General features: G+C 68.6%; 21 protein-coding genes. 16 read left to right on the top strand and 5 right to left on the bottom strand.

The genetic code is table 11. The features are described 5' to 3' along the window. From VBO01S_RS11465 to VBO01S_RS11450, 4 genes are all read left to right on the top strand, one after another. A partial coding sequence (locus VBO01S_RS11465; RefSeq protein ID WP_169805047.1) for a TolC family protein occupies nucleotides 1-639 on the top strand: 639 nt, incomplete at its 5' end. Nucleotides 640-674: 35 nt separating this feature from the next. Further along, on the top strand, nucleotides 675-2000 hold the full coding sequence (locus tag VBO01S_RS11460; RefSeq protein ID WP_062474089.1) for an HlyD family secretion protein: 1326 nt from the start codon (nucleotides 675-677) through the stop codon (nucleotides 1998-2000). A 35-nt stretch (nucleotides 2001-2035) separates the two neighbouring features. Next, nucleotides 2036-3598 (top strand): DHA2 family efflux MFS transporter permease subunit, encoded by a 1563-nt coding sequence (locus tag VBO01S_RS11455; RefSeq protein ID WP_062474087.1) that lies wholly within the window; start codon nucleotides 2036-2038, stop codon nucleotides 3596-3598. Between the two features lie 19 nt (nucleotides 3599-3617). After that, nucleotides 3618-4526, top strand: coding sequence for a LysR family transcriptional regulator (locus VBO01S_RS11450; RefSeq protein WP_062474085.1), 909 nt, complete (start codon nucleotides 3618-3620; stop codon nucleotides 4524-4526). Between the two features lie 16 nt (nucleotides 4527-4542). Here the strand turns inward: VBO01S_RS11450 and VBO01S_RS11445 are convergent, their stop codons facing one another. From VBO01S_RS11445 to VBO01S_RS11435, 3 genes are all read right to left on the bottom strand, one after another. Next, nucleotides 4543-4986, bottom strand: coding sequence for a cupin domain-containing protein (locus VBO01S_RS11445; RefSeq protein WP_082818095.1), 444 nt, complete (start codon nucleotides 4984-4986; stop codon nucleotides 4543-4545). Between the two features lie 51 nt (nucleotides 4987-5037). Further along, nucleotides 5038-5655 carry a cysteine hydrolase family protein gene (locus VBO01S_RS11440; protein WP_062474081.1) on the bottom strand — a complete coding sequence of 206 codons (618 nt, stop codon included), beginning with the start codon at nucleotides 5653-5655 and terminating at the stop codon, nucleotides 5038-5040. 107 nt (nucleotides 5656-5762) lie between these two features. After that, complete coding sequence (locus VBO01S_RS11435; RefSeq protein ID WP_062474079.1) at nucleotides 5763-6971, bottom strand: AGE family epimerase/isomerase; 1209 nt, start codon at nucleotides 6969-6971, stop codon at nucleotides 5763-5765. Nucleotides 6972-7311: 340 nt separating this feature from the next. Between VBO01S_RS11435 and VBO01S_RS11430 the strand changes: the two genes are divergently transcribed. From VBO01S_RS11430 to VBO01S_RS11395, 8 genes are all read left to right on the top strand, one after another. Next, a complete protein-coding gene (locus tag VBO01S_RS11430; protein WP_062474077.1) occupies nucleotides 7312-8082 on the top strand; it encodes an ABC transporter ATP-binding protein in 771 nt (256 codons plus the stop codon). Further along, nucleotides 8082-8789 (top strand): ABC transporter ATP-binding protein, encoded by a 708-nt coding sequence (locus VBO01S_RS11425; RefSeq protein WP_062474075.1) that lies wholly within the window; start codon nucleotides 8082-8084, stop codon nucleotides 8787-8789. Before VBO01S_RS11430 ends, VBO01S_RS11425 begins: the two co-directional genes overlap by 1 nt. A gap of 34 nt (nucleotides 8790-8823) precedes the next feature. Then, nucleotides 8824-10023: an ABC transporter substrate-binding protein gene (locus VBO01S_RS11420; protein ID WP_062474073.1), complete on the top strand. Its 1200-nt coding sequence runs from the start codon at nucleotides 8824-8826 to the stop codon at nucleotides 10021-10023. A gap of 31 nt (nucleotides 10024-10054) precedes the next feature. Continuing rightward, complete coding sequence (locus VBO01S_RS11415; protein ID WP_062474071.1) at nucleotides 10055-11251, top strand: ABC transporter substrate-binding protein; 1197 nt, start codon at nucleotides 10055-10057, stop codon at nucleotides 11249-11251. A 45-nt stretch (nucleotides 11252-11296) separates the two neighbouring features. Beyond that, a complete protein-coding gene (locus tag VBO01S_RS11410) occupies nucleotides 11297-12172 on the top strand; it encodes a branched-chain amino acid ABC transporter permease (protein WP_062474069.1) in 876 nt (291 codons plus the stop codon). A gap of 10 nt (nucleotides 12173-12182) precedes the next feature. Beyond that, nucleotides 12183-13169: a branched-chain amino acid ABC transporter permease gene (locus VBO01S_RS11405; protein WP_174543646.1), complete on the top strand. Its 987-nt coding sequence runs from the start codon at nucleotides 12183-12185 to the stop codon at nucleotides 13167-13169. 107 nt (nucleotides 13170-13276) lie between these two features. Further along, nucleotides 13277-13726 (top strand): cupin domain-containing protein, encoded by a 450-nt coding sequence (locus VBO01S_RS11400; protein WP_062474067.1) that lies wholly within the window; start codon nucleotides 13277-13279, stop codon nucleotides 13724-13726. 25 nt (nucleotides 13727-13751) lie between these two features. Further along, nucleotides 13752-14627: a hypothetical protein gene (locus VBO01S_RS11395; RefSeq protein WP_255221099.1), complete on the top strand. Its 876-nt coding sequence runs from the start codon at nucleotides 13752-13754 to the stop codon at nucleotides 14625-14627. Nucleotides 14628-14648: 21 nt separating this feature from the next. Here the strand turns inward: VBO01S_RS11395 and VBO01S_RS11390 are convergent, their stop codons facing one another. Together VBO01S_RS11390 and VBO01S_RS11385 are read right to left on the bottom strand one after the other, a co-directional pair. Next, nucleotides 14649-15746 carry a lipocalin-like domain-containing protein gene (locus VBO01S_RS11390; protein WP_062474063.1) on the bottom strand — a complete coding sequence of 366 codons (1098 nt, stop codon included), beginning with the start codon at nucleotides 15744-15746 and terminating at the stop codon, nucleotides 14649-14651. 2 nt (nucleotides 15747-15748) lie between these two features. Beyond that, a complete protein-coding gene (locus VBO01S_RS11385) occupies nucleotides 15749-16828 on the bottom strand; it encodes a PLP-dependent cysteine synthase family protein (RefSeq protein WP_062474061.1) in 1080 nt (359 codons plus the stop codon). Nucleotides 16829-16926: 98 nt separating this feature from the next. On the opposite strand from VBO01S_RS11385, the gene VBO01S_RS11380 reads away from it, so the two are divergent. The 4 genes from VBO01S_RS11380 (at nucleotide 16927) to VBO01S_RS11365 (ending at nucleotide 21958) form a co-directional block, all read left to right on the top strand. Further along, entirely contained in the window at nucleotides 16927-19434 is a 2508-nt protein-coding gene (locus VBO01S_RS11380) for a penicillin acylase family protein (RefSeq protein ID WP_062474058.1), read from the top strand. Between the two features lie 298 nt (nucleotides 19435-19732). Next, nucleotides 19733-20362 carry an STN domain-containing protein gene (locus tag VBO01S_RS11375; protein WP_169805046.1) on the top strand — a complete coding sequence of 210 codons (630 nt, stop codon included), beginning with the start codon at nucleotides 19733-19735 and terminating at the stop codon, nucleotides 20360-20362. Between the two features lie 3 nt (nucleotides 20363-20365). Continuing rightward, the gene (locus VBO01S_RS11370) at nucleotides 20366-20893 is read left to right on the top strand and encodes an RNA polymerase sigma factor (protein WP_062474055.1); all 528 of its coding nucleotides are present in this window, start codon (nucleotides 20366-20368) and stop codon (nucleotides 20891-20893) included. Nucleotides 20894-20965: 72 nt separating this feature from the next. Then, the gene (locus tag VBO01S_RS11365) at nucleotides 20966-21958 is read left to right on the top strand and encodes a FecR family protein (RefSeq protein ID WP_062474053.1); all 993 of its coding nucleotides are present in this window, start codon (nucleotides 20966-20968) and stop codon (nucleotides 21956-21958) included. Nucleotides 21959-22111 lie beyond the last annotated feature (153 nt).

The raw sequence follows: 22111 nt of genomic DNA, 5'->3' as shown, positions 1-22111 counted from the left end.
AAGCCGATGGCGCTGCAGGCGAACATCCCGGCCGACCTGCTGGGCCGCCGCGCCGACATCGCCGCCGCGCGCTGGCGCGTCGAGGCGGCCACCAGCGACGTGGCCAATGCCAAGACCCAGTTCTATCCCAACGTGAACCTCACGGCCTTTGCCGGCTTCCAGAGCCTGGGTTTCGGCAAGCTGCTCAAGTCGGGCAGCGAGCAGTGGGGCGTGGGCCCGGCCATCCACCTGCCGATCTTCGAAGGCGGGCGCCTGCGCGCCAACCTGCGCGGCAAGTCGGCCGACCTCGACGTGGCCATCGAAAGCTACAACGCCACCGTGCTCGACGCCGTGCGCGATGCGGCCGACCAGGTGTCGAGCGCACAGTCGATCGTGCGCCAGCAGACCGAACAGCGCGCCGCGCAGACGGCCGCCGAAGGCGCCTACGACATTGCCGTGCAGCGCTACCGCGCCGGCCTGGGCAACTACCTCAACGTGCTGACCGCCGAAACCGCCGTGCTGGCCCAGCGCCGCCTCGCGGTCGACCTGGCGGCCCGCGCCCTCGACACGCAGGTGGGCCTGGCGCGCGCCCTGGGCGGCGGCTGGCAGCCGCCGGCCACCGCCACGGCGGCGGCCCCGACGGCCGCCACCCAGAACTGATTTGCTGATCCGCCTTCTTCGGAAAGAACTCCATCATGAGCGATAACAACACTCCGACATCCGCTTCCCCCGTGCCCCCCATCGCAGCGCCCGAGGCGCCTGCCAGCAACGGCAAGCGCCGCCGCGCACTCACCGTTCTCACCGCCGTGGTGCTGGTCGCCGGCGGCGGCTGGGGCCTGTACGAATGGCTGGTCGCCAGCCACTACGAGAACACCGACAACGCCTACGTGCAGGGCAACGTCATCCAGATCACGCCGCAGATCGGTGGCACCGTCATGGCCATCGGCGCCGACGACACCGACTTCGTGAAGGCCGGCCAGCCGCTGGTGCAGCTCGACCCGGCCGATGCCAAGGTCGCGCTCGAGCAGGCCGAGGCCGCGCTCGCGCAGGCCGTGCGCCAGGTGCGCACGCTGTACGCGAACAACGGTTCGCTGGCCGCGCAGGTCACGCTGCGCCAGTCCGACATCGCCAAGGCCCAGAGCGACATCGCCAAGGCGCAGGACGACCTGCAGCGCCGCCGCGCGCTGTCGGGCAACGGCGCCGTGTCGAAGGAAGAACTCAACCACGCCGAGACGCAGCTGGCCAACGCCAAGAGCGCACTGGCCGCCGCACAGGCCGGCGTGGTCGCCGCGCGCGAGGCGCTGGCCAGCAACCAGTCGCTGACCGAAGGCACCAGCGTGGCCCAGCACCCGAGCGTGCTGGCCGCCGCCGCCAAGGTGCGCGAGGCCTACCTCGCCACGCAGCGCGTGGCCATGCCCGCGCCGGTCGACGGCTACGTGGCCAAGCGCACCGTGCAGCTGGGCCAGCGCGTGGCCGCCGGCACGCCGATGATGTCCATCGTGCCGCTGCACCAGCTGTGGGTCGACGCCAACTTCAAGGAAGTGCAGCTGCGCAACATCCGCATCGACCAGCCCGTGAAGCTCACCGCCGACGTCTACGGCAAGAAGGTCGAGTACACCGGCAAGGTGGCCGGCCTGGGCGTGGGCACCGGCGCCGCCTTTGCGCTGCTGCCGGCGCAGAACGCCACCGGCAACTGGATCAAGGTGGTGCAACGCGTGCCCGTGCGCATCGCGCTCGACCCCGAGCAGCTCAAGGCCAACCCGCTGCGCATCGGCCTGTCGATGGACGCCGAGATCGACATCACGCAGAAGACCGGCAAGATGCTGGCCGACGCGCCGCGCAGCACCGCGTTCGCGCAGACGCAGGTCTACAGCCAGCTCGACCGCGGTGCCGACGCCGAGGTGGACCGCATCGTGGCCGCCAATCTCGGCCGCGGTGCGCCCACGGCGGCCGTGAACCGCCCGGCAGCGTCCGCCGCCGCACCGGCCGCGCACGTCGCCACGCAGGGCCAGCCGGGCTGATCGCCGCCGGCTGCTGAACCCTCACAGCTCGCGCCATGGCCACTGCTGCTCCCGCTTACATCGCGCACCCCCCGCTCGAGGGCTCCGCCCGCGTGTGGGGCACGGTCGCGCTGTCCGCCGCCACCTTCATGAACGTGCTCGACTCGTCGATCGCGAACGTGTCGCTGCCGGCCATCTCGGGCGACCTCGGCGTGAGCACCACGCAAGGCACCTGGGTCATCACCAGCTTCGCGGTGGCCAACGCCATCGCGGTGCCGCTCACGGGTTTCATGACCCAGCGTTTCGGCCAGGTGCGCCTGTTCATGGCCAGCGTGATCCTGTTCATGGTCGCTTCGCTGCTGTGCGGCCTGGCGCCCAACATGACCACGCTCATCCTGTTCCGTGCGCTGCAGGGCTTCGTGGCGGGGCCGATGATCCCGCTGTCGCAGACGCTGCTGCTGTCGAGCTACCCGAAGGCCAAGGCCGGCCTGGCCATGGCGATGTGGTCGATGACGACGCTGGTCGCGCCCGTGATGGGACCGCTGCTCGGCGGCTGGATCACCGACAACATCTCGTGGCCGTGGATTTTCTACATCAACATCCCGGTCGGCATCGTGGCCGCGGCCATCACCTGGACGCTGTACCACAAGCGCGAGAGCAAGACGCACAAGGTGCCGATCGACGCCATCGGCCTGGCGCTGCTGGTGCTGTGGGTGGGCTCGCTGCAGCTCATGCTCGACAAGGGCAAGGAGCTCGACTGGTTCCACTCGGCCGAGATCGTCACGATGGCTGTGGTGGCCGTGGTCGGCTTCGCCTTCTTCCTGGTCTGGGAGCTGACCGACAAGCATCCGGTGGTCGACCTGTCGCTGTTCAAGCGGCGCAACTTCTGGTCGGGCGCGGTGGCCACGGCCATCGCCTACGGCCTGTTCTTCGGCAACGTGGTGCTGCTGCCGCTGTGGCTGCAGCAGTGGATGGGCTACACCGCCACGCAGGCGGGGATGATCATGGCGCCCGTGGGGTTGCTGGCGATCTTCTTCTCGCCGGTGGTGGGCCTCACGGTGTCCAAGATCGACCCGCGCCGCTACGCGACCTTTTCGTTCCTGGTGTTCGCGCTGGTGCTGTGGATGCGCTCGAACTTCAACACGCAGGCCGACTTCGTGACGATCATCATCCCGACGATCATCCAGGGCATCGCGATGGCGTTCTTCTTCATTCCGCTGGTGACCATCACGCTGTCGGGCCTCACGCCCGACCGCATTCCGGCCGCGTCGGGGCTGTCGAACTTCCTGCGCATCACGGCGGGCGCCATGGGCACCTCGATCGCCACCACGCTGTGGGACAGCCGCGCGGCGCTGCACCACGCGCAGCTCGTGGAGTCGGTGAACCCGGGCAACAGCGCGGCCACCAGCGCCATCTCGGGGCTGACCGGCAGCGGCTTCAGTTCCGAGCAGGTGCTCGGGCAGATCAACCGCTTGGTCGACCAGCAGTCGTTCATGCTCGCGACGAACGACATCTTCTATGCCTCGGCGGTGCTGTTCCTGCTGCTGATTCCGCTGGTGTGGCTGGCGCGGCCGCAAAAGGGCGGCGCGGGCGGCGACGCGGCCGCCGGCGCGCACTGACAACCGGCAGCGCTCGCGCATGGACCAGTTCGCGGCCATGAAGGCGTTCCGCGCCGTCGTGGAGGCCGGCGGCTTCACCGCCGCGGCCGACGCGATGGACGTGTCGCACACGGTGGTCTCGCGCCACGTCAAGCAGCTGGAAACGGCGCTGGGCGTGCAGCTGCTGAACCGCACCACGCGCCGCTTCGCGCTCACGCAGGCGGGCCAGACCTACTACGAGCACGCGCGGCAGATCCTCGACCAGGTCGAGACCGCGGCGCTGGTCGTGGCGCAGCACCAGGTCGAGCCCACGGGCCTGCTGCGTATCAACGCGCCGATGTCCTTCGGGCTGGAGGAACTGGCGCAGTGGCTGCCGGCTTTTCTCGACGCGCACCCGCAGGTCAAGGCCGACCTCGTGTGCAATGACCGCTTCGTCGACCTGATCGAAGAGGGCTTCGACGTGGGATTGCGACTGGCGTACGCACTCTCGGATTCGACGCTGATCGTCAAGCGCCTCGCCAGCTTCGAGGAGTGGTGGGTGGCATCGCCCGCCTACCTGCAGCGGCGCGGCACGCCGCGCACGCCCGCCGACCTGGCGGCGCACGACTGCCTCAACTATTCATTGGCTGCGAAGGCCGCACAACCCAGCTTCACTGCGCCGGACGGCAGCGTCCACACAGTCGATGTCGGCGGGCGGCTGCAGGCCAACAGCGGGCTCGTGCTGCGCAGCGCCGCGCTGGCAGGCACGGGGCTGGCGGCGTCGCCGGCGTTCCTCGTGCGCGACCCTGTGGCGCGCGGCGACCTGGTGCGCGTGCTGCCCGAATTCCGCCAGCAACCGTTGAACCTGTACGCGCTGTATCCGCAGAACCGGCACCTGTCGCCGAAGGTGCGGGCGTTTGTCGACTTTGCCGCCGCGCGCTACCTGCCCGCGGACGGGCAGGGCGACTGAGCGCGGCAGCCGCGCCTTACTTCGCCGCGGTCGGCACCAGGTCGAAGCGGTCGCTTTGGTACTGGAACAACAGGCAGTTCGCCCCCGGCTCGCAGCCGCTGCGGTGCGGCAGCTGCGCCGGCAGCAGGTAGTACGAACCGGCCGGGTACAGCACCTTCTTGCCGTCATCGAAGATCGCGTAGAACACGCCCGAGAGCACGACGGACGGGAGCGCCTGCGTGTGGCGATGGTGCGGGTTGTCGAAGCCGGCCGGGAATTCGACAAAGGCTTCGTAGGGGCCATTGCCCGTCAGGTTGCCGCGCACGTTGGCGTAGCGGATGCCGCCCGCGAGGGCCTGCCATTGCAACGTGTCGGCGGGCGCCGAGATCGGCGTGCGGGGTGCCGGCGTGGCGGCGGTGGCGAAGCCCGGTGCGCACAGGGCACAGGACAGGGCGAGGAACAGGGCAGAAGAGCGTTTCATGGTCATGGATCGAAGAGAGTGGATTCGTGGGGGCATGCGAAGGGCAGGGCGTCAGTGGCCCGCTTCCAGTAGTTGCAGCACCTCGTCGGTCGAGCGAACCTCGGCCACCACGTCCGACACGCCGCGCAGCGCCGCACGATGCAGCTCGCGGTGGCCCAGCACGCCGCCTTCCTCCAGGTCGAGGTCGCGCGTCGCGCAGGCGTCGCCCACGATGAGGCTCTGGTAGCCGCGCGGTGCGGCGTCGAAGGCCGTGGCCGACACGCACATGTGCGTCATGAGGCCCGCGAGGATCAGCGTCGTGATGCCGCGCGCCTGCAGCTCGGCCTCGAGCGTGGTGCCGGCGAAAGCGCTCGGCGTGGCCTTGCGCAGCACGGCGTGTTGCGGCGCCGGGTGCAGTTCGTCGTGGATGCCGAAGGCGTGGCTGCCGTCCGCGAAGATCGGGCTGTCGGCGGGCGCCACGTGCTGCACATGGAACACCGGCATCGCATGCCGGTCGGCGGCATCGATCAGGCGCCGCGCCTGGCGCAGGGCGGCCAGCCCGTCGGGAATGGGCATGCGCCCGTCGAAGTACTCGTTCTGGAAATCGATCGCGATCAGCGCCGTGCTGGCGGGATCGAGGCGGTTCGTCGGCACAGCGCCGGTGAGGCTGCGGATGCTGGGGTGCTTCATGCGTTCTCTGCGTGAGTGAAAGAAGGCCTGAAGCGTAGGCAGCCCGCGGGCTGCGGGGTAGATGCGTGGCCGCACAAGATTTGTGCGGATCGTGACGATCAGCGTGGCTACTTCACGCCGTGGCCCAGCGCCTTCAGCACGTCATGGCACGCACCCATCGTGTGGTAATCGGTCTTGCCCGCCGGGCTCTTCTCGTCGCTGATCTTCGCGTTCTGCGGCGTGAGGATGCGATACCACGCGCCGTGCGCGTGGTCGACGAAGTGGCCCCAGCTGTAGGCCCAGATCCGGTCGTACCAGTCCCAGTAGCCGACGTCGCCCGTGCGCACCGCGAGCAGGGCGGCGGCGGCGAAGCTTTCGGCCTGCACCCAGAAGTACTTGTCGCCGTCGCACACCGCGCCGTCGGGCCCGAAGCCGTAGACCAGCCCGCCGTGTGCGGCGTCCCAGCCGCGCTGCATCGCGGTGTCGAAGAAGTGGCGTGCGCGCGGCACGAGCCATTCGGTGCCGGGCGCGTCGGGGCCGAGGTGGCCCTCGAGCTGCAACAGCAGCTTGGCCCATTCCGTGAGGTGGCCGGTCTGGAAGCCCCAGGGCCGGAAGATGTTGGTCTTGTCGCCGCGGTTGTAGTCCCAGTCGACCGACCAGTCCTCGCGATAGTGCTCCCACACCAGCCCGTCGGCGAGCGCGGCCTGCCGGCCCGTGATGCTTTCGGCGAGCGTGCGCGCGCGCTCGAGGTAGAAGGGCTCGCGCGTGGCGTCGTAGGCCGCGAGCATCGCCTCGCAGGCGTGCATGTTGGCGTTCTGGCCGCGGTAGGGGCCGACCTGCCAGCTTGGCGTGGCCTCGTCGGCGTACAGCTGGTGCGTGGGCTCCCAGAAATGCCGTTCCATCAGATCGCGGGTGTGCGCGAGGCCGGCGCGTGCTTCCTCGACGCCGGCCATCAGCGCATGCGCGTGCGCGAGCAGCACGAAGGCCAGGCCGTAGCAGTGCTGCGTGCCGTCCTGCACGGTGGCTTGATGGCCATCCCAGTCGATCTGCCATGCATAGCCACCATTCGGCTGCGCATGCGCGGTCTGCAAAAACGCCAGGCCGTGCCGCACCGCCGCGAGGTCGTCGGGCCGGCCGAAGCGGCGCCAGGCCATCGCGTGGTTGAACACGAAGCGCGTGCTGCTCACGAGGTGGCGCGTGCGGCGGTCGTACACGGTGCCGTCGTCCTTGAAGAAATGGAAGAAGCCGCCCGAGGCATCGCGGCTGCGCGGCGCGTAGAACGCCAGCGTGTGGGCGATGTGGCTGGCAAGGAATTCGGGTGAGCGGAAGTTCGGCATGGCGGTGATGGATTCAATCCGGGTGAAAGCGCATCGTGGCAGCGCAGCGGGCACGCGAGTTTTTCACGAAGCGTGCATGCGTGCTCGACATCCTCATGATGGTGCGCGTGCATGCATCGCGCGTTCGCAGGTGTGCGTGCTGCGGTGCGCAATGTCGTCGGGACGACAGTCGCTCGCACAGAGGGTGCGCACTCTGTGAATGGTTGCAGTGCAGCATAGGCATTTGCCCCAGTATGCAATTGCATAGCAGCCACCAACAATCGGTCCGCGCTCGATGGTGGCGCATTGAGATGGACCGCATGACCGATTTCTTTTTTCCGCACACGGACGACGCCGCGAGATGAGCGACGTCATTCTTGAAACACGCCAGCTCACCAAGGAATTCAAGGGATTCACCGCGGTCAGCAAGGTCGACCTCTCGGTGAAGCGCGGTTCGATCCACGCGCTCATCGGCCCCAACGGTGCCGGCAAGACGACCTGCTTCAACCTGCTCACCAAATTCCTCGAGCCCACGGCCGGCACGATCCTGTTCAACGGCCACGACATCACGGGCGAACGCCCGGCGCAGATCGCGCGGCGCGGCGTGATCCGCTCGTTCCAGATCTCCGCCGTGTTCCCGCACCTCACGCTGCTCGAGAACGTGCGCCTGGGCCTGCAGCGCAAGCTCGGCACCTCGTACCACTTCTGGAAGAGCGAGAAGTCGCTCAAGCCGCTCGATGCGCGCGCCCGCGAGCTGCTCGCCGAGGTGGGCCTCGAAGAGCTGGCCGACGAACAGACCGTGAACCTGCCCTACGGCCGCAAGCGCGCGCTCGAGATCGCCACCACGCTGGCCATGGAGCCCGAGCTGATGCTGCTGGACGAACCCACGCAGGGCATGGGCCACGAAGACGTGCACCGCGTGGCCGAGCTCATCAAGCGCGTGTCGGCCGGACGCACCATCCTGATGGTCGAACACAACATGAGCGTGGTCTCGACCATCGCCGACACCATCACGGTGCTGCAGCGCGGCGCCGTGCTGGCCGAAGGCCCGTACGCCGAAGTCTCGAAGAACCCGCAGGTGATGGAGGCCTACATGGGCACCACCGACGGCGAAATGCAGGGGGCTCACTGATGACCGCTGCACTCGAAATCAAGGGTCTGCAGGCCTGGTACGGCGAATCGCACGTGCTGCACGGCGTCGACATGGTCGTGCAGCCGGGCGAAGTCGTCACGCTGCTGGGCCGCAATGGCGCGGGCCGCACGACGACGATGCGCGCCGTGATGGGGCTCACCGGCGCCCGCAAGGGCAGCATCAAGGTCAACGGCGTCGAGACCGTCTCGATGGCGACGCACCGCATCGCCCACCTGGGCATCGGCTACTGCCCCGAAGAGCGCGGCATCTTCGCCAGCCTCTCGTGCGAAGAAAACCTGATGCTGCCGCCCGAACTCAAGGGCGCGGGGCAGGGCATGTCGGTCGACGAGATCTACGCCATGTTCCCCAACCTGGCCGAGCGCCGCCACAGCCAGGGCACGCGCCTGTCGGGCGGCGAGCAGCAGATGCTGGCCGTGGCGCGCATCCTGCGCACCGGCGCCAAGCTGCTGCTGCTCGACGAAATCTCCGAAGGCCTGGCGCCCGTCATCGTGCAGGCGCTGGCCCGCATGATCACCACGCTGCGCGCCAAGGGCTACACCATCGTCATGGTCGAGCAGAACTTCCGCTTCGCCGCGCCGCTGGCCGACCGCTTCTACGTGATGGAGCACGGCCGCATCGTCGAAAAGTTCGGCGCCGCCGAGCTCGAAGCCAAGATGCCCGTGCTGACCGAGTTGCTCGGCGTCTGAGTTCTTTCACCCCTTGCCACTGCTGGAGACATCCATGAAAAATCAGCTCACCGCTTTCGCCCTGGCTTTCAGCGCACTGGCGCTCGCAGCGTCCGCCCAGGCGCAAGGCCAGGACAAGGTCAAGATCGGCTTCATCACCGACATGTCCAGCCTGTACGCCGACCTCGAAGGCAAGAACGGCGCGCTGGCGATCCAGATGGCCATCGACGACTTCGGTGGCAAGGCGGCCGGCAAGCCGGTCGAGCTGCTCACCGTCGACCACCAGAACAAGCCCGACATCGCCGCCTCGAAGGCGCGCGAGTGGATCGACACGCAAGGCCTGAGCATGGTCTTCGGCGGCACCAACTCGGGCGTGGGCCTGGCGCTGGCCAAGGTCGCGGCCGAGAAGAAGCGCGTGTACTTCAACAACGGCGCGGCCTCCTCGGCGCTCACCAACGAACAGTGCTCGCCCTACACCGTGCACTACGCCTACGACACCGTCGCGCTCGCCAAGGGCACCGGCGCCGCGGTGGTCGACGGCGGCGGCAAGACCTGGTTCTTCCTGACGGCCGACTACGCCTTCGGCCACGCGCTCGAAGCCGACACCTCCACCGTCGTGAAGGCCAAGGGCGGCACGATCGTCGGCGCGGTGCGCCACCCGCTCAATGCGTCCGACTTCTCCTCGTTCCTGCTGCAGGCACAGAACTCCAAGGCGCAGATCCTCGGCCTGGCCAATGCGGGCGGCGACACCGTCAACAGCATCAAGGCGGCCAAGGAATTCGGCATCGGCAAGACCATGAAGCTGGCCGGCCTGCTGATCTTTTTGAGCGACGTGCACAGCCTGGGCCTGAAGAACACCGAAGGCCTGCAGTTCACCACCAGCTGGTACTGGGACCTGAACGACGAGACCCGCAAGTTCGCCAAGCGCTTCTTCGACAAGACCAAGCGCATGCCCACCGAGATCCAGGCCGCCGACTATTCGGCCACCATGACCTACCTCAAGGCCGTGGACGCCGCCAAGACCGACGATGCCGACAAGGTCATGGCCGAGCTCAAGAAGATGAAGCTCAACGACTTCTTCGGCACCGGCCAGATCCGCCCCGACGGCCGCTACGTGCACGACATGTACCTGATGCAGGTCAAGTCGCCCGCCGAATCGAAGACGCCGTGGGACTACTACAAGCTCGTGAAGAAGCTGCCCGGCGACACGGTGTTCACCACCAAGGCCGAGTCCAAGTGCACGCTCTGGAAGTGACACCACCGAACACCCCACAGGAACAACATCCATGAAGACCACCACATTCGCTCTCTCCGCCGTTTTCGCCGCCGCTGCGCTGGCCGCCGGTGCCGCCCAGGCACAGGACAAGGTCAAGATCGGCTTCGTCACCGACATGTCGAGCCTGTACGCCGACGTCGAAGGCAAGAACGGCGCGCTGGCGATCCAGATGGCCATCGACGACTTCGGCGGCAAGGTCAACGGCATGCCCATCGAGCTGCTCACGGCCGACCACCAGAACAAGGCCGACATCGCCGCCTCCAAGGCGCGCGAGTGGATCGACACGCAGGGCCTGACCATGCTGTTCGGCGGCACCAGCTCCGGCACGGCCCTGGCCATGGCCAAGGTGGCGCAGGAGAAGAAGCGCGTCTTCGTCGTGAACGGCGCGGGCAGCTCGGCGCTCACCAACGAGCAGTGCTCGCCCTACACCGTGCACTACGCCTACGACACCGTCGCGCTCGCCAAGGGTACCGGCGCGGCCGTGATCGGCCGTGGCGACAAGAGCTGGTACTTCCTGACCGCCGACTACGCCTTCGGCCAGGCCCTCGAAGCCGACGCGACCAAGGTCGTGAAGGAAAAGGGCGGCACCGTGCTGGGCTCGGTGAAGGCGCCGCTCAACACCTCCGACTTCTCGTCCTTCCTGCTGCAGGCGCAGAACTCCAAGGCGCAGGTGCTGGCGCTGGCCAATGCCGGCGGCGACACCATCAACAGCATCAAGGCCGCGAAAGAGTTCGGCATCACCAAGAGCATGAAGATGGTGGGCCTGCTGGTGTTCGTGACCGACGTGCACAGCCTGGGCCTGAAGAACACCGAAGGCCTGCTGCTCACCACCAGCTGGGACTGGAACCTGGACGACAAGACGCGCGCCTTCGGCAAGCGCTTCTTCGAGAAGACCAAGCGCATGCCCACCGACATCCAGGCCGCCGACTACTCGGCCACCATGACCTACCTGAAGGCCGTGCAGGCCGCCAAGACGGTCGATGCCGACAAGGTCATGGCCACGCTCAAGTCCACGCCCATCGACGACTTCTACGCCAAGGGCAGCATCCGCGCCGACGGCCGCTTCGTGCACGACATGTACCTGGTGCAGGTCAAGTCGCCGGCCGAATCCAAGCAGCCGTGGGACTACTACAAGGTGGTCCAGAAGTTGAAGGGCGAAGAAGTCTTCACCACGAAGGCCGAAAGCCGCTGCGCCCTCTGGAAGTGACCTCCCGCGGGCGCCCTTGCGGCGCCCGGGTTCGTTGAAACGCTTATGAACATTTCCCTTCCCGCCTTGTTGAGCCAGCTCCTTCTGGGGCTGGTCAACGGCTCGTTCTACGCCATCCTGAGCCTCGGGCTGGCGGTGATCTTCGGTTTGCTCAACGTCATCAACTTCGCGCACGGCGCGCTGTTCATGCTCGGGGCCGTCCTCACCTGGATGGCGATGGAGTACCTGGGCGTCAACTACTGGGTGATGCTGATCGCCGCGCCGGTCCTCATCGGCCTGTTCGGCGTGGTCATCGAACGGCTGCTGCTGCGCTGGATCTACAAGCTCGACCACCTCTACGGCCTGCTGCTCACGCTGGGCCTCACGTTGCTGATTGAAGGCGTGTTCCGCTCGGTCTACGGCGTGTCGGGGCTGCCCTACGATGCGCCCGAGCTGCTGTCCAGCGCCACCGACCTGGGCTTCATGGTGCTGCCCAACTACCGTGCCTGGGTGGTCGTGGCCTCGTTGGTGATCTGCTTCGCGACCTGGTACGTGATCGAGAAGACGCGCCTGGGTGCCTACCTGCGCGCCGGCACCGAGAACCCGCGCCTGGTGGAAGCCTTCGGCGTCAATGTGCCGTTGATGATCACGCTGACCTACGCCTTCGGCTGTGCGCTCGCCGCCTTCGCCGGCGTGCTGGCCGCGCCGGTGATGCAGGTGTCGCCGCTGATGGGGCAGAACCTCATCATCGTGGTGTTCGCGGTGGTCGTGATCGGCGGCATGGGCTCCATCATGGGCGCCATCCTCACGGGCCTGGGCCTGGGCGTGATCGAGGGGCTCACCAAGGTTTTCTATCCCGAGGCTTCTTCGACGGTTGTGTTCGTGATCATGGTCATCGTGCTGCTCATCCGCCCCGCCGGCCTGTTCGGCAAAGAGAAATAAGGCGAGCGGCATGAACATGAAAAAAATCTCCACCGTCGTCTACGCGCTGCTGCTGGTCGCCCTGGTGCTCGCGCCGTTCTTCGGCGCCTACCCGGTGTTCGTGATGAAGCTCATGTGCTTCGCGCTGTTCGCCGCGGCCTTCAACCTGCTGCTGGGCTACACCGGCCTGCTGTCCTTCGGCCACGCGGCCTTCCTGGGCGGCTCCGCGTACGTGGCGGGCCATGCGATCAAGGTCTGGGGCCTCACGCCCGAGCTGGGCCTGATCGCGGGCACGCTCACCGGCGCGCTGCTGGGCTGGCTGTTCGGCATGCTGGCCATCCGCCGCCAGGGCATCTACTTCGCGATGATCACGCTGGCGCTCGCGCAGATGATGTTCTTCGTCGCGCTGCAGGCCAAGTTCACGGGCGGCGAAGACGGCCTGCAGGGCGTGCCGCGCGGCAAGCTCTTCGGCATCGTCGACCTGTCCAACGACCTCACCATGTACTACGTGGCGCTGGTGATCGTGGTCGCGGCCTTCCTGCTGATCGTGCGCACCATCCACTCGCCGTTCGGTCAGGTGCTCAAGGGCATCAAGGAAAACGAGCCGCGCGCGCTGTCGCTGGGCTACGACGTGAGCCGCTTCAAGCTGCTGGCCTTCGTGATCTCGGCCGCGCTGTCGGGCCTGGCCGGCTCGCTCAAGACGCTGGTGCTGGGCTTTGCCACGCTGTCCGACGTGCACTGGACCGCCTCGGGCCAGGTCATCCTGATGACGCTGGTGGGCGGCCTGGGCACGCTGTCGGGCCCCATCGTGGGCTCGGCGGTAGTGGTGCTGCTCGAGAACAAGATCGGCGAACTCGGCAACTTCCTGGCGCGCATCACGACCGTCGACTGGTTCAACACGCTGGGCGAGTCGGTCACCATGGTCACGGGCCTGATCTTCGTGATCTGCGTGCTGGCCTTCCGCAAGGGCATCATGGGCGAGATCATCGCCTTCATCGAGCGCCGCCGCGCGAAGTAGCGATGCCGGTGGCGTGACAGCGGGGGGGTTACCCTCCCTGCGGCGCCACCGCTTGTGCCCCCCGTGCACGGGGCGCAGAATCCGGCTCCCACTTCGAGGAGCCGGCCATGGCCCTTCTTCCGTACTTTGTCCTCACGCCCGAGCGGCGCGAAACGCCCTTGAACGTGCTCGGCACGCAGGTGACGGTGCTGGCGTCGAATGCCTCGACGCAAAGCTACGGCGTCACCTTCCAGCGCGGCGACGAAGGCACGGGCCCGCCACCGCACAGTCACGACTGGGACGAGTCGTTCTACGTGCTCGGCGGCGAGGTCGAATTCCTCTGCGACGGCCAGGCGCATCGGTGCCAGCCCGGCACGCTGGTGCACGTGCCGCGCGGCACGGTGCATGGCTTTCACTACGGCAAGGGCGGCGGGCAGATGCTCGAGATCACGGGGCAGGATGCGATGGCCGCGCAGATGTTCACCGCCATCGACCGCGAGATTCCGGTCGGGCCGGCGCCCGACATTCCGAAGCTGCTGGCGGTGCTGGCGCGCAATGGGGTGACGGTCTCGGCGTGAGTCGCGGCCCTCATCGGCATTGACAATGCCGACGCTGTCCAAAACCACCGGTTCCCGTGGCGACGCCGCATGCAGCGCTCGGCACAATCATCCGCACCCGGCCGCACAGGCCTACACCGACAAGAAGATGGAGGAGACCCCCATGCGCAGACGGCTGCTCGCACTTTTCGTGGCGCTCGCGCTGACAGGGTGCATGACCCCGCCGCCGCTGCCGCCGAACGGCGGCCAGCTCGCGAAGGGCGCGAAGGTCGGCCTGCTGGTGCGCATCCCCACCGCCTCTGCGGAACACATGCACGTGGGCACGACCGTCTTCAACAACTTCTCGACCACGTACCCGTTCCCCTGGAACCCCACGGCCAAGGTCTACGAGGCCTTCACGTCGGAGCTCGAAAAGGCCGGCTTCCAGGTGGTGCGCCTGACGAGCTTTGCCACGACCTCCGTCAACGCGCTGGCCGTCTTCAAGCACGATCGATGGATCGCGAATCCTGCGCAGGCGTGGGCGACACGCAAGCTGAAGGACGACCAGATTGCCGCGGTGGTCCTCGTCGAGGCGACGCGAACGCAGGCGCGCCTGGAGTGCACCGGCGGGCCCTGTGGCGAGAGCGTCATGCAGAACTCGGGCCTCTTCACGCGCAGCATGCTGGGGTCGACGCGGTACTACGCGGTGCCCGCGATCGAAGCCAAGGTCTTCGTCATGGACCCGCCGCTGAACCTCGCGGCCTACGAGCCGATGCTCGCCCAGCAGCGGCAACGGGTGCGGCAGCTCAAGGATTTCCAGGAGCCGCGCGACCTCAAGCGGTTGAGCACCGCCGAGTTCGCGCCCGTCGCTTCGGCGATCGACGACCACGTCCGCGCGCTGTCGCGCAACACGGCGCAGGCGCTGAGCCAGGGCGTGAAGTAGCCCATCGCGCTGTGCTTCGGCTCACAGCCGCAGCGGCGCCGCGTACCCCGTCATCTCGAGGTAACCGCGCCCCACGCGCCGGCCTTGTTGCGCATCGCGCAGCTCGCTCAACCCTTCCCAGTACACGCCGCCCGTGGAGCCGCGGCTGTCCAGTTCCTGGTCGTCGAGCAGGGCCTGCACCTCGAAGCGGCCCGCGGGCGTGTCGATGCGCCAGTGTGTCGGGTAGCTCGCGCGCGTGCGCGGGCTGGTCCAGCTGCGCAGCGCCTCGAAGCGCACCTCGCCGGGCTGGAAGATGCGCGCCGCGCCGCCGCGCGGGCGGAACGAGCCGCCCGACCACAGCGCGCTGCCGTCGCGGCGGCGCAGGTGGAAGGCGGTGAGCGCGCTGCCGTCGTCGAGGTTCATGCCGATCCAGTCCCAGCCCACGGCCTCGGGGTGCATCAGCGCCTCGCTCCATTCGTGGTCGAGCCAGGCGGTGCCGGCGATCTCGAACGGGGCCTGGCCTTGCAAGGTGAGGCGGCCCTGTGCCTGCAGCTGCGGCTCGCTGTAGTAGTAGCTCGCCTGCTCGGGCTCGGGGCCTTTGCGCGACAGGCCTTCGCGGCCCTGCAGCAGCACGGGCTGCGACGGCGCGAAGCGCAGGTCGAGCGTGAACTCGCCGGCGGGGATGCGCGCGGTGTAGGCGCCGCTGCCGGCGTCGCGCACCAGCGACCAGTCGCGCAGCCGCACGTCGGTGTCGGTCTCGCTGGCCGAGGCCACGTCGAAGCCCGCGCGTGCGATGCGCTGGTCGTGCCGCAGCACGCGGCCTTCGAGGTCGGTGACGGCGGCGTGCGCGAACACCAGCTGCTTGGCGGCGAAGGCCGAGCGCATGGCCTGCGTGGCATCGACGCGCGAGCGGAAGAAGGTCACCTGGAAACCGAACGCGCGCCCCGTGGCGGTCTGGCCGTGGCCGGTGATGTACCACCACTCGGTGCGCAACTCGGGGTGGCTGCCGAAGTCGCGTGGAAACTGCAGCGCCTTCGCGGGCAGGGCCCAGGCGGCATGCGGCGCGCCCGAGGCGGCCAGCGCGGCCAGCAGCAACAGCTGCCGCCGCGCGATGAGGCCACCGGATGCGCGCAGGGCCATCGTCAACCTGCCACCAGCGCGTCGATGCGTTGCTGCGCGGGCGCGATGTCGCCAAAGGCGTTGCGCACCCAGCCGGCGTCGTGGTAGCTCGGCAGGTAGCGTTCGCCCGCGTCGCACAGCAGCGACAGGATCGAGCCTTGCTGGCCGGCCGCGCGCATCTCGTGCGCCACGGCCAGCATGCCCACGAAGTTGGTGCCGGTCGACGGGCCGACCTTGCGGCCCAGCAGCGCCGACAGCGCATGCATGGCGGCCACCGAGTCGAGGTTGGGCACTTCGAGCATGCGGTCGACCAGCGTGCGCACGAAGCTGGGCTCCACGCGCGGGCGGCCGATGCCTTCGATGCGCGAGCCGGGCGCCGTGAGCGTGGCGTCGCCGCTGCGGTGGTAGGCCGAGAACACCGAGCCCTCGGGGTCGGCCACGCACACCTGCGTGTCGTGGCAGCGAAAGCGCAGGTAGCGCCCGATGGTGGCGCTGGTGCCGCCGGTGCCGGCGCCCACCACGATCCACGCGGGCACCGGATGCCGCTCGCGCGCCATCTGCTGGAACATGCTCTCGGCGATGTTGTTGTTGCCGCGCCAGTCGGTCGCGCGCTCGGCGTAGGTGAACTGGTCCATGTAGTGGCCGCCGGTGCGCTCGGCCAGCGCGCGGGCCTCGTCGTACACCTGCGCCGCGTGGTCCACGAAGTGGCAGCTCGCGCCGTAGAAGGCGATCTGCGCGACCTTCTCGGGCGAGGTGCTGCGCGGCATCACGGCGATGAAGGGCAGGCCCAGCAGCCGCGCGAAGTAGGCCTCGCTCACGGCGGTGGAGCCACTCGACGCTTCGACGATGGTCGTGCCTTCGCGCACCCAGCCGTTGCACAGCGCGTACAGGAACAGCGAGCGCGCGAGCCGGTGCTTGAGGCTGCCGGTGGGGTGCGTCGATTCGTCCTTCAGGTACAGGTCGATGCCGTGCGCGGCCAGCGCGGGCAGCGGCAGCGGAATGAGGTGCGTGTCGGCGCTGCGCTGGTAGTCGGCTTCGATGCGGCGGATCGCGCCGGCGAGCCAGCTGTCGCAGGAAGAGGTTGAAGGGGTGGTGGGCTGCATAGCGCGTCAGTCTACAAGTCATGCCTTGTAACCCTGCGGGTGACAGAAATCGGGATACTGCCCGCTGCCAATCCACAACAAGACCGGAGACGAACTGCATGAAGAGAATGAACCATCGGCTTTCCCTGGGCGCCGTGTCGCTGGCGGTGCTCGCCCTCGCAGGGTGTGCGTCCAACGCCCCGGGCGTGAACACGCCCACGCGACCCTCCTCATCCTTCGCGGTGCCCGGCCTCGAGAAGCCCGCCGAAGTGCTGGTCGACCGCTGGGGCGTGCCGCACCTGTACGCGGGCACGCTCTACGACGCCTTCGTGGCGCAGGGCTTCATCGCCGCGCGCGACCGGCTCTGGCAGATGGACCTGTGGCGCAAGCGTGGCCTGGGCGAGATGGCGAAGGACTTCGGCCCCGCCTGGGTCGAGAGCGACCGCGCCGCGCGCGCCGTGCTCTATCGCGGCGACATGTACCGCGAATGGCTGGCCTACGGCTCCGACGCCAAGCGCGTGGCCGAGGCCTTCACGGCCGGCGTCAATGCCTACGTGGCGCAGGTGCGCGCGCAGCCCGCGCTGCTGCCGACCGAGTTCGCGCTGCTGGGCTACCAGCCGGCCACCTGGTCGCCCGAGGACGTGGTGCGCATCCGGCACCACGGGCTCACGCTCAACTTCAGCTCGGAGGTCGACCGCGCACGCGCGTTCTGCGCCGGCGCGTCGGGCGCCAAGGCCGACTGGCTGCGCCGCGAACTCGATCCGCCGGTGACGCCCAAGGTGCCCGACGGCTTGGACCCTTGCACCCTTCCTGCGGCAGAACTGCGCGCGGCCTACCTGCGGGCGACCGATGCGCCGCGCTTCACCAAGGAGAACACGCGCGTGGGCATGAACGCGGGTGCGTCTTCCGCGCCGGTCGCGCTGCTGCCCGGCAGCGCCGAGGCGATGGCCGCGAAGGCCGAGCAGGACGAGGCGTCGCAGGGTGATCCCACCGCCGCCTACGGCAGCAACAACTGGGTCATCGCGCCGAAGCTCACGTCCACGGGCCGGCCCATCCTGGCCAACGACCCGCACCGCGCGCACGGCGCACCGAGCCTGCGCTACATGACGCATCTGAGCGCGCCCGGCATGGACGCCATCGGCGCGGGCGAGCCCTTCCTGCCGGGCCTGTCGATCGGCCACAACGGCACCATCGCCTTCGGCCTCACGCGCTTCTACATGGACCAGGAAGACCTGTACGTGTACGAGCTGAACCCGGCCAACCCCGAGGAGTACCGCTACCAGGGCCGCTGGGAGCCGATGACGCGCGTCACCGAGCGCATCGCGGTCAAGGGCGAGGCCGCGCCGCGCGAGGTGGTCAACACCTTCACGCGCCACGGCCCGGTGCTGGTCGCGGAGCCCGGCAAGCGCCGCGCCTTCGCCTTGCGCGCCGCCTGGCTGGAGCCCGGCATGGCGCCGTACTTCGGTTCGATGGACTACATGCGCGCGCGCAACTGGGACCAGTTCCGCGCGGCCATGAACCGCTGGGGCGCACCGGGCGAGAACCAGGTGTATGCCGACAGCAGCGGCAACGTCGGCTGGATTCCGGGCGGGCTCACGCCGATCCGCCCGAACTGGGACGGCCTCCTGCCCGTGCCGGGCGACGGCCGCTATGAATGGTCGGGCTTTCGCAACGGCGACGAGCTGCCCTCGGAGTTCAACCCCGCGCGCGGCTACGTGGTCACGGCCAACGAGAACAACATCCCGCCCGACCATCCGGCTGCGAAGAAGGGCGTGGGCTACGAATGGAGCGATGCGGCCCGCGCGCGCCGGCTCAAGGAACTGTTCGCGGCCAAGGTGGCGGCGGGTTCGCGCTTCACCATCGAAGACTCGGAGCGCATGCAGAACGACATCGTCGCGACGCCGGCGCAGCGGCTGCTGAAGCTGCTGGCCGGCCAACGCAGCGACGACGCCCAGACCACGGCGGCGCTGCGCTTGCTGCAAGGCTGGGACGGCGCCATGGACCGCGACAGCGCGGCCGCCGCGCTGTACGAGGTGTGGAGCAGCAAGTTCCTGCGCCAGGCCGTGCTCAAGGCGGGGGCGGGCGATGCCGCTGCCGCGCTGGCCGCGCCCGGCGACAACACGCGCATGGTGCTGCTGCTGGAGAACCCGTCCGGCTGGGTGAGCAACGCGCAGCGCGACGCCTTGCTGCTGACGACCTTGCCCGCCGCCATGCAGGAACTGTCCGCCAAGCTCGGGCCCGACCCGGCGGCGTGGAAGTGGGGCGCCTTGCACCGCGCCGAGTTCCGGCATCCGCTGGGCGGCGTGGTCGATGCGGCCACGCGCAAGAAGCTCGAGGTGGGCGACTGGCCGATGTCCGGTTCGTCATTCACGCCGATGGCGGCCACCTACCGCGCGAACGACTACAAGCTGACCTCGGGCGCGTCGTTCCGCATGGTGCTCGACGTCGGCAACTGGGACGCCTCGCGCGTCATCAACACGCCGGGCCAGTCGGGCAACCCCGACAGCCCGAACTACCGCGACCTCGCGCCGCTGTGGCTCGAAGGCAAGTACGTGCCGCTGGTCTACAGCCGCGGCGCGGTCGAGAAAGAAACGGTGGAACGGATCCAGCTGACGCCGGGGCGCTAGCAGGACCGGTCACGCAAGAGGGTGCTGCCCGCGCCCCGCCGCGGCGCGCCCGGCCCTGCCGGTCGTCACGCGGTCGTCATTCGCCGATGTGATGCTTGCAGGAGTTGAAATACTGCCCACAAGCTTGCTGACACGATCCACTTCTTCCTTGTTGACTTCAGCGCATGGTGGTCGTGGGCGAGTGGTTGGACGGGGCTTGGGCCGGGGCAGGGACGACAGGCTCGTGCGGGCCCTTGTCTCCGGCCTCACGTGTACCGTGGTGTGCGTCTGCATCGCCTGGGGATCGACAGCGAAGGCCGTGGCCGCGGGCACCGACGTGCAGTCAGACTCCGCCACCCGCGCGTCGTCCGAATCGCAGATGCTGGACTTCGATCTGCCGGCGCAGCCCTTGGCGGCTGCCCTGGCGCAATACGCCGCGGTGTCGGGGCGATCGGTGATGTTCATCGACGAGTGGGTGGCGGGGCGAACATCCGCCCCGGTGCGCGGGCGCCATACGCCGCATGCCGCCTTGCGGGCCTTGCTGGCCGGCACGGGTTTCACCGCGGATGACGTGGACACGCAGCTTTCCGGTGCGTTCATCCTGAAGCGCGTCGCCGCGGCGCCCGGGGTGGCATCGGCCAGCGGTTCGCCACGCGGGTACGACGCCCTGGTCCAGGCCCGTGTCTGGGACGCGCTGTGCGCCGATCTGCGTACGGCCCCCGGTCACTACCGCGCGATCCTGCAACTGCAGGTGACCGCGTCGGGCCGCATCGGCCAGGCCCGCCTGGTGTCGTCTTCGGGAGACCCTGCGCGGGACGCCGCCATGCTTGCGGCATTGGCCCCTTTGAAGATGGACCATCCTCCGCCGGTGGACCTGGCGCTGCCGCTCACGCTGGCCATCCTCCCGCACGACGTGTTGCCCGGGCCCCGCTGTGCCACGGTGCACTGACGCATGACGGAGAACGTCATCCCGCTGCTGCGCAGCTTCCTGGTGCAGCGCTACGAGCAGCTCAGGCAGCGCCTGGCCGTGCGGCTGGGGAATCGCGAACTGGCGGAAGACGCCTTGCACGAAACCTGGCTGAAGCTGGAGCGCAGCCAGCCCATGGCGGGCCCCATTGCCACGCCCCAGGCGTACCTGCTGCGCATGGCGGTCAATCTGGCCATCGACGTCCGGCGCGCACAGAGCCAGGTCTTGCTGTCCGACGACATCGACATGCTGATGAACGAGCTGCCGGACCCGGCGCCCGGTCCCGCCGAGGTCGCCGAAGCCCGTTCGCAGCTGGAGGCGCTGGACGGCCTGCTGTCGCGCCTGCCGCCGCGCCGCCGCGAAATCCTGCTGCTGGTTCGCCTGGAGGGCTGGTCCCAGCGGGACGTGGCCACGCGGCTTGGCATTCCTGTGCGGACCGTCGAGTACGAACTGAAGGCCGCGCAGGATCTTCTGTTCTCGCGGCTGGAGCCGCGCCCTGGCAGGTCTTCATGACGGCACGAAGAAATAGTTTGCGGATTGCGGTGTCGGCAACCGTCTATCAAGTACGGGGCCCCTGAAACCGACATGACGACGCACCCTTCACCACCGACGCTTCCCGAGACGCTGCGCGAAGACGCGCGCGCGTGGGTGCGCAAGCTGCATTCGGGCGCCGCCACGCAGTGGGAGGCGCAGGCGTTCCGGCGCTGGCGTGACGCGAGTCCCTTGCACCAAGCGGCGTTCATCGAGGCCCGGCAGCAGTGGCGCGTGCTTCAACCCGCGCTGAACAGGCTGGTGCGCACCGACGCCGAAGCGGCGAGCCTTCACCGCGAGACCCTGCGCAAGCCCGCGGCGAGCCGCCGGGCCTTCCTGGGCGTGGCCGGCGCAGCCGCCGCGGCCGGTGTCGCGGGGGTGGCGGTCTATTCGCCCCTGGGGTTGTGGCCCGCGGCCAACGAGTGGAATGCGGACTGGCGCACGGCCGCCGGCGAGCAGCGTGCGATCGCGTGGTCCGACCAGATCGGCGTGACCATGAACACCCGCACCAGCATCCGCCGGGTGGCCTCGGACGACCAGGCCGAGGGGCTGGAATTGCTGAACGGCGAAGCGGCGATCGAGATGCTGCCCAGTGCGCGCACCTTCAGCGTCGTGGCCGGCGCCGGCCGCAGCATTGGCGAATCGGCGCGCTTCGAGATCAGCCGCCTGGAAGGGCGGGTGTGCGTGACCTGCCTGGCGGGACGCGTGCGCATCGAGCATCCGGCCGGCGACCGTGTGCTGCTGGCACGCCAGCAAGCGGTCTACCGCGATCACTCGATCAGCGGCATCGCCGCCGCAGACCCCGAGGTGGCTTCTGCCTGGCGGCGCGGTGAGCTCGTGTTCAAGCAGGCGCCCTTGTCGGTGGTGCTGGACGAGATCAATCGCTACCGCCCCGGGCGTGTGGTGCTGATGGTGGATGCGCTGCGGGGGAAAACGGTCACCGCGACCTTCAAGCTCGACCGTCTCGATCTGGCCTTGCTCCAGATGCAGCGCTCCTTCGGTTTGAACGCCCGGTCGCTCCCCGCCGGCGTGCTGGTCCTGAGCTAGAGGTGGACCTCGGGGTTGGGTGGTGACCCTGTCTCGATGTCGCGGCTTCCCATGGTGGTCGTGCGCAGCCACTGTGAAGCTTTCGTGACTTTGCCGAGGTGCAGCGCGTCCCCGCCGTTGATCTGCAAGGACTTTCCGGACCGAGGCTGCAGC

This window comes from Variovorax boronicumulans NBRC 103145 (assembly GCF_001591345.1).
GTDB lineage: Bacteria > Pseudomonadota > Gammaproteobacteria > Burkholderiales > Burkholderiaceae_C > Variovorax > Variovorax boronicumulans.
This window is presented reverse-complemented; position numbering and strand designations above follow the sequence as displayed.

Bases quoted from the DNA above. Each gene is read 5' to 3' on its own strand.
- VBO01S_RS11415 (WP_062474071.1), top strand. From the start codon at position 10,055: ATGAAGACCACCACATTCGCTCTCTCCGCCGTTTTCGCCGCCGCTGCG.
- VBO01S_RS11435 (WP_062474079.1), bottom strand. From the start codon at position 6,971: ATGCCGAACTTCCGCTCACCCGAATTCCTTGCCAGCCACATCGCCCAC.
- VBO01S_RS11405 (WP_174543646.1), top strand. From the start codon at position 12,183: ATGAACATGAAAAAAATCTCCACCGTCGTCTACGCGCTGCTGCTGGTC.
- VBO01S_RS11440 (WP_062474081.1), bottom strand. From the start codon at position 5,655: ATGAAGCACCCCAGCATCCGCAGCCTCACCGGCGCTGTGCCGACGAAC.
- VBO01S_RS11400 (WP_062474067.1), top strand. From the start codon at position 13,277: ATGGCCCTTCTTCCGTACTTTGTCCTCACGCCCGAGCGGCGCGAAACG.
- VBO01S_RS11390 (WP_062474063.1), bottom strand. From the start codon at position 15,746: ATGGCCCTGCGCGCATCCGGTGGCCTCATCGCGCGGCGGCAGCTGTTG.
- VBO01S_RS11395 (WP_255221099.1), top strand. From the start codon at position 13,752: ATGCCGACGCTGTCCAAAACCACCGGTTCCCGTGGCGACGCCGCATGC.
- VBO01S_RS11410 (WP_062474069.1), top strand. From the start codon at position 11,297: ATGAACATTTCCCTTCCCGCCTTGTTGAGCCAGCTCCTTCTGGGGCTG.
- VBO01S_RS11425 (WP_062474075.1), top strand. From the start codon at position 8,082: ATGACCGCTGCACTCGAAATCAAGGGTCTGCAGGCCTGGTACGGCGAA.
- VBO01S_RS11380 (WP_062474058.1), top strand. From the start codon at position 16,927: ATGAAGAGAATGAACCATCGGCTTTCCCTGGGCGCCGTGTCGCTGGCG.
- VBO01S_RS11455 (WP_062474087.1), top strand. From the start codon at position 2,036: ATGGCCACTGCTGCTCCCGCTTACATCGCGCACCCCCCGCTCGAGGGC.
- VBO01S_RS11370 (WP_062474055.1), top strand. From the start codon at position 20,366: ATGACGGAGAACGTCATCCCGCTGCTGCGCAGCTTCCTGGTGCAGCGC.
- VBO01S_RS11420 (WP_062474073.1), top strand. From the start codon at position 8,824: ATGAAAAATCAGCTCACCGCTTTCGCCCTGGCTTTCAGCGCACTGGCG.
- VBO01S_RS11460 (WP_062474089.1), top strand. From the start codon at position 675: ATGAGCGATAACAACACTCCGACATCCGCTTCCCCCGTGCCCCCCATC.
- VBO01S_RS11365 (WP_062474053.1), top strand. From the start codon at position 20,966: ATGACGACGCACCCTTCACCACCGACGCTTCCCGAGACGCTGCGCGAA.
- VBO01S_RS11450 (WP_062474085.1), top strand. From the start codon at position 3,618: ATGGACCAGTTCGCGGCCATGAAGGCGTTCCGCGCCGTCGTGGAGGCC.
- VBO01S_RS11430 (WP_062474077.1), top strand. From the start codon at position 7,312: ATGAGCGACGTCATTCTTGAAACACGCCAGCTCACCAAGGAATTCAAG.
- VBO01S_RS11445 (WP_082818095.1), bottom strand. From the start codon at position 4,986: ATGAAACGCTCTTCTGCCCTGTTCCTCGCCCTGTCCTGTGCCCTGTGC.
- VBO01S_RS11385 (WP_062474061.1), bottom strand. From the start codon at position 16,828: ATGCAGCCCACCACCCCTTCAACCTCTTCCTGCGACAGCTGGCTCGCC.